The 8,290-nt window shown below is 69.0% G+C and carries 10 protein-coding genes; 3 read left to right on the forward strand and 7 right to left on the reverse strand.

Annotated elements, in window-relative coordinates; all coding sequences use genetic code 11:
* Positions 1–16: 16 nt before the first annotated feature.
* From ACXAHD_RS18775 to ACXAHD_RS18800, 6 genes are all read right to left on the reverse strand, one after another.
* Complete coding sequence (locus tag ACXAHD_RS18775) at positions 17–1,585, reverse strand: hypothetical protein (RefSeq protein ID WP_475052041.1); 1,569 nt, start codon at positions 1,583–1,585, stop codon at positions 17–19.
* Positions 1,582–2,460, reverse strand: a complete 879-nt coding sequence (locus ACXAHD_RS18780; RefSeq protein ID WP_281552246.1) for a glycosyltransferase family 2 protein — start codon at positions 2,458–2,460, stop codon at positions 1,582–1,584. Before ACXAHD_RS18780 ends, ACXAHD_RS18775 begins: the two co-directional genes overlap by 4 nt.
* A 358-nt stretch (positions 2,461–2,818) precedes the next feature.
* A complete protein-coding gene (locus ACXAHD_RS18785) occupies positions 2,819–3,079 on the reverse strand; it encodes a hypothetical protein (protein WP_475052043.1) in 261 nt (86 codons plus the stop codon).
* 37 nt (positions 3,080–3,116) lie between these two features.
* Positions 3,117–4,004, reverse strand: a complete 888-nt coding sequence (locus tag ACXAHD_RS18790; protein WP_281555760.1) for an alpha/beta hydrolase — start codon at positions 4,002–4,004, stop codon at positions 3,117–3,119.
* On the reverse strand, positions 4,001–5,266 hold the full coding sequence (gene serS / locus ACXAHD_RS18795) for a serine--tRNA ligase (RefSeq protein ID WP_475052046.1): 1,266 nt from the start codon (positions 5,264–5,266) through the stop codon (positions 4,001–4,003). Before serS ends, ACXAHD_RS18790 begins: the two co-directional genes overlap by 4 nt.
* Positions 5,267–5,338: 72 nt before the next feature.
* Positions 5,339–6,268, reverse strand: a complete 930-nt coding sequence (locus ACXAHD_RS18800; RefSeq protein WP_289211685.1) for a hypothetical protein — start codon at positions 6,266–6,268, stop codon at positions 5,339–5,341.
* Positions 6,269–6,342: 74 nt separating this feature from the next.
* On the opposite strand from ACXAHD_RS18800, the gene ACXAHD_RS18805 reads away from it, so the two are divergent.
* The 3 genes from ACXAHD_RS18805 (at position 6,343) to ACXAHD_RS18815 (ending at position 8,031) form a co-directional block, all read left to right on the forward strand.
* Positions 6,343–6,774 carry an OsmC family protein gene (locus ACXAHD_RS18805; protein ID WP_123606752.1) on the forward strand — a complete coding sequence of 144 codons (432 nt, stop codon included), beginning with the start codon at positions 6,343–6,345 and terminating at the stop codon, positions 6,772–6,774.
* Between the two features lie 127 nt (positions 6,775–6,901).
* Entirely contained in the window at positions 6,902–7,255 is a 354-nt protein-coding gene (locus ACXAHD_RS18810; protein WP_281552250.1) for a metallopeptidase family protein, read from the forward strand.
* Between the two features lie 83 nt (positions 7,256–7,338).
* Positions 7,339–8,031, forward strand: coding sequence for an AIM24 family protein (locus ACXAHD_RS18815; RefSeq protein WP_281552251.1), 693 nt, complete (start codon positions 7,339–7,341; stop codon positions 8,029–8,031).
* 64 nt (positions 8,032–8,095) lie between these two features.
* On the opposite strand, the gene ACXAHD_RS18820 is transcribed toward ACXAHD_RS18815, so the two are convergent.
* The gene (locus tag ACXAHD_RS18820; RefSeq protein ID WP_475052050.1) at positions 8,096–8,242 is read right to left on the reverse strand and encodes a hypothetical protein; all 147 of its coding nucleotides are present in this window, start codon (positions 8,240–8,242) and stop codon (positions 8,096–8,098) included.
* Positions 8,243–8,290 lie beyond the last annotated feature (48 nt).

Below are 8,290 nucleotides of genomic sequence, written 5' to 3' on the forward strand. Positions count from 1 at the left end.
GCCGGCGTCTGTCGGATCAGTCGACGGCCGGCAGCGCCGATCGGATGTCCGCGACCCGCAAGAGGCCGTACCGGCCCTCGGTGTCGACCACCGGCACCGACTCCGGCACCCATCCTTGACGCAGGTCGGTGCGGAAGAGGATCAGATCATCCGGTTGTGCCTGCGACAGCACGTCGGGACTCATCACCGCCGGTGGCAGATCCCAGTAGTAGGCGACCCACCGGGGGGTGCTGATGTTCATCACCCAGGCACGCTGCTGCTGGGGACCAGGGGCGTAGGCGTCGACCAGCCGGCCGGCGTCAGCTGGCTCGTAGACGTAGTCCCGGGCCGTCGGCCCCAGAGCTATCGCCCCGAAGGCGACCGACAGGCCGACCCCGGCCGCGATACCGGCGCTCGCCGACACCAGCGTCGGAACACGCCGCACGATGAGATCGAACAGGGCGCCCATCGCGACCACACCGGGAATGAGCACCGGGTAGGCCCAGTAGTCGTGGATGAACGACCCGTTGTTCAGCCCGATCACCCACGCCCCGACGAAGGCGAGCGTGACCAGCAGGTAGAACCGGGTCCGCCGGACGAACAGACCGGCGACGGCGGCGATCGGGAAAATCACCAGGTACCAGGTGGGCAGCAGCTCGGTCGCGTAGTCGCGCTGGCGGACCAGGAACTGTCGGGCGGTGAACCCCCCACCAGCCGTACGGAACTCGGTCTGGCTGGTCAGGTCCTCCATACCGCTGACCCCGACGATGAAGGCGAGGCTGACCAGGACGCCGAGCACCATGCTGGCTCCGACCGCGACGGTCACCCGGTCCAGCCGGCGGGCGGCAAACAACCACAGGCCGAGAACCGCCGCCAGGCCGATCCCTGGCCAGGACGCCAGGGTCGCGAGCAACGCGGTGACACAGGCACAGACCACCAGCCAACGCGGCGGATCGGCACGCTTGCGTAGTGCAACGATGGTGGCGGACATGGCCAGGATCAGCCCCATGTCGAACATCAGCGGGCTGTACAACCAGAAGAATCCGGTCGCCGCCATCGTCCCGACCGCGACAAGGGTGGGGATCCAGGCAATCGCAAATGCCCGGAGCAGTGCCGCAGCGGCCGGCACCACCAGGAGGCCAAGCAGGAACGGGCCGATCAGGATCTCGTACGCGCCACTACCCGGCAACAGACCGAAGGTGGCGTCGAGCATGTTCAGCAGCGGCGGATGATGTGCGTACGCCTGGTCGCTGTACGGCGACCAGTCGGCGCTGAACGACGAGCCAACCAGGCCCTTTTCCTGCAGATTGCGCAGGTGCAGCCCGTGCCGGGCGAAGATCCGCCCAACGTGGTTGTCGCCGAACGGCAGCGCCAGCTGCGGTATCCAGGTCGCCGCCACCACAGCGGTGATCGCGGCGACGCCGAACCAACCCCACCGATCGACCCGCTTGACCGTGGCTCCCCCCTCGGTGGGGGCCGGGCCCGGTTCCGTCGGGCTACCGGACCGGCCGGTCAACTGCTCCGGCGGATGCTTGTCGGAACCGTTCCGGGGCTGCTCACCGGGGTGGGCAAGTTGGTCGGCCGCACTGGAACCGGGCGAGGTCATCCGTCGGACCGCGATCGCACGATGAGGTCGGCGAGTAGCGCCACCGCCCCGATGATCAGCGCGGTCATCACGATCATGATGGTGTTCGTCGCGATCCTGACCGGGTTGGCCACGACGTCGTAGATCACCTTGCCGATACCGAGGGCGAGCAGCCACAGGGCCGGCGGCATCAGCACCTTGAGCGGGTTGAAGTACATCACCATCCGTAGGACCTGCAGGATGTAGCGGTAGGCGTCCTTGACGAAGTGGAACTTCGACGAGCCGGAGCGCTTGGCGTAGTCGATCGGCAGGTACCGGACCTCGTGCTGGTTGTGCAGGAACGCCATGGTGATGGTGGTGACGCAGGAGAAGCCGGGGGGCAGCAGACGCAGATACGGCAGGGCAACCTGCCGCCGGAACGCCCGTAGACCGGAGTTGAGGTCTGGAATCGACGTTCCGGTCAATCCTTCCGCCACCTTGCGGATGAGCCACTTCGCCGGGACCCGCAGCACCTTGTGCGTGCCCTGTTCGCTGGTCCGGGCACCGACCACCTGGTCGATGGCGGGTTCCTTTTCGAGCATCTGGACCAGTTCGGGGATCCGCTCGTTGGGGTACGTCATGTCCGCGTCGGTCCATACGACGATCTCGCCACGGGCCTGCTGGCTGCCGATCCGACGTGCGGTGCCGGAGCCGCCGTTGCGGTGGAACGGCATCAGCCGAAGATGCGGGAATCGCGTCTGGGCTTCCTGCAGAACCTGCAGGGTATGGTCGGTGGAAGCGTCGTCGATGGCCAGCAGCTCGTACTCGTAGCCACTGTTGTCCATCGCATCTGTGATCCGTTCGATCTCCCGGATTACGTGGTCTTGCTCGTTGTAGCAGGGAAGTACGATAGTCACGTCGAGGGGCTGGCCGGAATTGCCACGGCTGACCTCGCCGTTCGGCTCGGTCACCGGCCAAACACTCGTTCCTGGCCGTGCGAACCGGCTCGTCACCGTCATGCGAGTCTCCGAGGTCGTGGAGCGACATTGGCGGGGGTGTGCTTCCCGCTTCGCAATGCGTCATGATACCCGACCGGCCTGCTCTGACCTGCCTTTTGCCACCTCGCCGAGGTGGGGCACCTGACTGCGGCTACCCAGGGTGGATGGTGTGCGTGCACTCCGAATGAGATTCAGGTAACGCCCAGGTGTCCAGTCGGCGAAGGCGCGCCGACGACCGGGTGTGCGGCCGACGTGCACTTCCTCTCCGCAGGCGCGTTCACGAGCCAGCTGCGGTGGCCCGGCTGGACTGCCAGCGGCGCAGCGTGTCCTTGATCCGGTCGTTCTGTTCGTAGGTGCGGTCGAGTCCGGCGTACAGAGTGCCGAGGTCGTGGGCGATCCCGTTCGAGGAAGGCGGCGACCTCGCCGGAGTCCGGGCCGCCGCCGCGCCGGGTGACCGTCGGGAGGCGTCGGCGTGTTCGTGGCTGAACCTAAGTAGGGCGAAGTCAGCTGAGAACGCGTCGAGGTGAGGCTGACGCACGTCAAACGCGAGAATAACGTGCGTCAGCCTCACCTGATCATGGATCGACCCGCCACAGCCAGCGCAGGGCGTCCGGCAGCAGCACGCCGCTGTGGTTCGGGTGGTGGCCGCCGTCGCCGAGCACGAGCCGGAAGTCGTACCCCGCTTCCGCCAGCGCGGCCGCGACGCGCAGGTTGCTGGCGAGCCAGTTGTCCTCCGGCTCGTTCCAATTCAGGTCACGGTGCCCGGCCTGCAGGAAGATCCGCAACGGCTTGCCCGGGGTGTCCCTGATGAGCTCGGGGTAGGGGTTGCCGCCGGGCATCTGGACGAAGCTGGACAGGCAGCAGAGCACCCGGCGGAACCTGTCCGGGCGCAGCCAGGCAGCGGTAAAGGCACAGTTCCCGCCGCTGCTGATGCCACAGATCCCCCACTGCTCCGGGTCATCGGTGATCGGAAAGCGCTCCGTCACCTGCGGGACGATCTCGTTCAACAGCAGGTTGGCGTAGCGGTCGTCGAAAACGTCGTACTCGACGTTGCGCTGCCTGCGCCCACCGCCGCCAGCGCCAGGACCAGCACCGTCAACGCCAGCACCATCGTCAGGCAGAGCTCCGGGGTCGACGAAGAGGCCGACCGTGGGCGGGAGGTCGCCGTAGTGGATCAGGTTGTCCAGGACGATGCTGCCACGGACCTCGCCGGCCGGGTCCAGGTTCCACCAGCCGTCCTGGAACACCAACAGGGCAGCCGGGCGCGACGGGTCGTACCGCGCCGGCAGGTGCACCCAGAACTTCCGGAACGTACCCGGGTAGACGGCGCTGTCCGCCCAGTCGAACTCGATGGTCCGGCCGGCCGGCACGCCGGGCTGGCGTAGCGAGTCGGGGCCGTGCAGGTAGCGGACGTCGGACTGGTCGACCGGCAACGGCCGGAACGGCACCTGCACGGTGTTCAGGCGGTGGCCAGGGGTTCGAGGACGTCTCGGCCGCCGAGGTACGGCTGCAGCGCTTTCGGTACCCGTACCGAGCCGTCCGGCTGCTGGTGGTTCTCCAGGATCGGGATCAGCCACCGGGTCGTGGCGAGCGTACCGTTGAGGGTGGCCACCGGCTGGGTGCGGCCGTCGGCGTCGCGGTAGCGGATGTTCAGCCGGCGGGCCTGGAAGGTGGTGCAGTTCGACGTGGAGGTGACCTCGCGGTAGCGGCCCTGCGACGGCACCCACGCCTCGCAGTCGTACTTGCGGGCTGCGCTGGTGCCGAGGTCACCGGCGGCGACGTCGATCACCCGGTACGGGATCTCCACCTTCGCCAGCATCTCCTCTTCCCAGGCGAGCAGCCGCAGGTGCTCCTCGTGCGCCTGCTCCGGCGGGCAGAAGGAAAACATCTCCACCTTGTCGAACTGGTGCACCCGCAGGATGCCGCGCACGTCCCGGCCGTACGAGCCGGCTTCCCGCCGAAAGCACGACGACCAGCCGGCGTAGCGCGTCGGGCCGTCCAGGGTCAGGATCTCGTTCGAGTGGTACGCCGCCAGCGGCACCTCGCTGGTGCCGACCAGGTACAGGTCGTCGGCTTCCAGCCGGTAGATCTCGCTGGCGTGCTCGCCGAGGAAGCCGGTGCCTTCCATCGACTCCGGCTTGACCAGCACCGGGGTGATCGTCGGGGTGAGGCCGTACTCGACGGCCTGGGCGATGGCCAGCTGCAGCAGACCGAGCTGCAGCAGCGCGCCGACGCCGGTCAGGTAGTAGAAGCGGCTGCCGGAGACCTTCGCGCCACGTTCGACGTCGATCGCGCCGAGCGCCTCACCGAGCGCCAGGTGGTCGCGGGGATTGTCGATGTCGGGGCGCTCACCGACCTCCCGCAGGACGACGTAGTCGTCCTCGCCGCCGGCCGGCGCGCCGGCCTCGATCAGGTTGGGGAAGGCCAACTGCGCCCGGCGCAGCGCCTGCTCAGCCTCGGTGGCGGCAGCCTCGGCCGCCTTCACCTGGGCCGACAACTCCTTGGTACGGGTCAGCAGCTCGGCCTTCTCGGCCGGGTCCGCCCGGGGCAGTCGCTTGCCGAGCTGCTTCTGCTCGGCGCGCAGCGCCTCGAAGGCCTGCACCGCCGCGCGGCGGGTCTCGTCGGCGGCGATCAGATCGTCCACCCGGGACTCGGACTCGCCGCGGGCACGCTGGCTGGCACGGAAGAGGTCCGGGTCGTCACGGAGCAGTCGGAGATCGATCACGGGAGTCAACGATACCGGCCCGCCGTATCGGCCCGCGCGCAGGTTTTCGGCCGGCTCACCAGCGGGACGTCCTCACCAGCGGGGTGTCTGATGCGGCGGGTTGTCCGGCCGGACGAACGGTGCGGTCGGCCCAACCGTCAGATCGGCGGGTGCACCCCCGCCCGGCTCCGGGCCGTCGTTGAGTGGCCGACGCCACGGCAGGTCGGTCGGGGCGGGCGCCGGATCGTCGGTCGTCGGTTGCCCGCTTTCCTCAGGCACCCGACCAGGTTCGACGCCGCCGTCGATGGCGGCACCGCCACTCCCAGTGGTGCCGCCACGGCCGGCCGTGGTCCGCCCGGCCAGGTACAGCGCCAGCAGCAGCGCGCCGACACCGACCAGGCCGGCGGTCACCGCCGTACCACGGCTGACCAGCACCTCCATCTCGGTGGGAACCTGCAGCGACGACCTGATCAGCTCGTCGCTGTTCAGCATCACCGTGACCAGCAGCGCGACCAGCCCGGCGCCGATGGTCAGCCCGGCGATCCGGGTGTCGGGGCGGTTGCGGTGGGAGCCGAACAGCGTCAGTGCCGCACAGACCAGCAACGCCAGCAGGCCGAGCAGGTACCCGGTGCCGAAAGTGCCGAGGTCGGCGAGCCGCACAGCGGCGGCGTAGGGACTGCCGGTTCCGACGTCGACCCCGGGGATCTCGAACGCCAGCCACTCACCGCCGAGCGAACCGGCAGCGGCGAGCACCCCGACGGCGGCGAGCAGCAGGATCGGCAGCTTGCCGCGGCCAGCCGGGCCGAACCGGGTTCCGGCAGCGGCGCGGGCCCGGTCGACGGTCGAGGCGGTGGCTGCGGTCGCGCCGGACAGCCGCTCACCGATGGCGGTCCACCTGCCGGACCCAGGACCCGGGCCGTCGGCCGGCGGGGTGGCGTCGCCGCCGAGCTCGATCACCGCCGGCTGGTCGGTCTGCGGGCGGGGCAGGGCGGGTTCCGCGCTGCGGCGGCTGTCGTCGGGCATCGGGTCCTAGCCTCCTCGGTGACCTTGCACGGGCATCGTCGCGTCGGGCATCGAGGTGAGCTAGCGTCATGCCCATGCCTATCCGTACCGCATCTGCCCGCTGGCAGGGCAATCTGACCGAGGGTTCTGGCACTATCCGCACCGGGAAGGGCGGGTACGAAGGGAACTACTCGTTCCGGTCCCGCTTCGAGGAGGGCGAGGGCACCAACCCCGAGGAGCTGATCGGCGCCGCCCACGCTGGCTGCTTCTCGATGGCGTTCTCGAAGGGTCTGGCGGACGCCGGGTTCACCCCGACGTCGGTGCAGACCACCGCAAGTGTGCACCTGGACAAGACAGACGCCGGGATGACCGTCACCCGGATCGACCTGGAGACGGTGGGCGAGGTGCCCGGCGTCGATCCGGAGACCTTCCAGAAGCTGGCCGAGGCGGCGAAGGCGAACTGCCCGATCTCCCGTCTGCTGTCGCCGGGTGCCGAGATCACCTTGAACGCCAGTCTCTCCGTCTGACCGCTCGCCAACGACGCCACCCTGACGATCCTGGGCCTGTCCGACCCGTCGACCGATCGCACGGTCGTCGATACCTGGACAAGCCCAGGATCGTCCCCGGCGGCCGGTCGTGCGGCAGAATGGACCGATGCCGGTCGACATGAGCCGCGAGCGCTTCGAGGAGCTGGTCGGGGAGGCGCTGGACGAGGTACCGGCGGAGCTGCTGCGGCTGATGAGCAACGTGGTGATCCTGGTCGAGGACGACACCCCGCCGGGCGAGCCGGAGCTGCTCGGTCTGTACGAGGGACACGCGCTCACCAGTCGGGGCTGGGACTACGCCGGCGTACTGCCGGACCGGATTCTCATCTTCCGGCACCCGATCCTGCGGATCTGCGCGACCGAGGCCGACGTGGTCGACGAGATCGCGATCACCGTGGTGCACGAGATCGCCCATCATTTCGGCATCGACGACGAACGGCTACACGACCTGGGCTGGGGTTGACCAAGGATGGTCCGGCCGGGCGATGACGTGCGGTTGCGCGGGTTACCTACCCTTCGGTCGATCAACCTGACCAGGAGGAACCCATGCGCAGTGCCCTGTTCTCCGCCGATCACCTGGAGAAGGAGTCCGCCCAGCCCGGGCTGCGGCTGCAGAACTCCAAACTGCTGAAGATCGAGCTCAACGGCGAGGCGATGGCCCGGACCGGTTCGATGGTCGCCTACCAGGGCCACGTGCAGTTCCAGGCACTCGGCTCCGGCGGTCTCGGCAACTTCATCAAGCAGAAGCTCACCGGCGAAGGCGTACCGCTGATGAAGCTGACCGGCCAGGGTGACGTGTTCCTCGCCAACGAGGCCGCCGACGTGCACCTGATCGACCTGGAGCCGGGCGACGCGCTGTCCATCAACGGCTCCAGCGTGCTGGCCTTCGACTCCACGCTGCAGTACGACATCCGGATGGTTCAGGGGATGGGCTTCGCCTCCTCCGCTGGCCTGTTCAACTGTGTCTTCACCGGGCAGGGCCGGCTCGCCATCACCACCAAGGGCACCCCGGTCGTGCTCTCCGTCGACCAGCCGACCTACGTCGACCCGCAGGCCGCCGTCTGCTGGTCGGCCGGCCTGCAGACCGGCTACCACCGGGCCGAGCAGTTGGGCATCGGTACGCTGCTGGGCCGGCGCACCGGGGAGGCGTTCACGATGAGCTTCGCCGGCCAGGGATTTGTGATCGTCCAGCCGTCCGAGGAGCCGCCGGTGCGCGGCGCCGGCCAGATGCCCCAGTAGTCCGATCTCAGTCCGGGCGGCTCGGTCCGGCTGGTTCGGTCCGGGCGGCTCAATCCGGGCTGGCTCAGTCCAGCTGGCCGGCGCGGACCCGGGCCAGCCAGGCGGCTGCCTGCGCGTACTCGTCGTCGTGCCGGCCGGCCGGCCCACCCGTGGTGCGGGCGGCGGGAGAAGGGGGGCAATCGTGGCGGGGGTGGGGGACGCGGGAAAGCACGGCGGGCCAGAAACGACGGGAGACGAGACACAAATCTTATGTGCGTTT

Source organism: Micromonospora sp. ABR4_055 (genome assembly GCF_056160425.1).

Coding starts and splice junctions, on each gene's coding strand:
- ACXAHD_RS18805 (WP_123606752.1), top strand. CDS start 6,343: ATGCCTATCCGTACCGCATCTGCCCGCTGGCAGGGCAATCTGACCGAG.
- ACXAHD_RS18810 (WP_281552250.1), top strand. CDS start 6,902: ATGCCGGTCGACATGAGCCGCGAGCGCTTCGAGGAGCTGGTCGGGGAG.
- ACXAHD_RS18815 (WP_281552251.1), top strand. CDS start 7,339: ATGCGCAGTGCCCTGTTCTCCGCCGATCACCTGGAGAAGGAGTCCGCC.
- ACXAHD_RS18800 (WP_289211685.1), bottom strand. CDS start 6,268: ATGCCCGACGACAGCCGCCGCAGCGCGGAACCCGCCCTGCCCCGCCCG.
- ACXAHD_RS18775 (WP_475052041.1), bottom strand. CDS start 1,585: ATGACCTCGCCCGGTTCCAGTGCGGCCGACCAACTTGCCCACCCCGGT.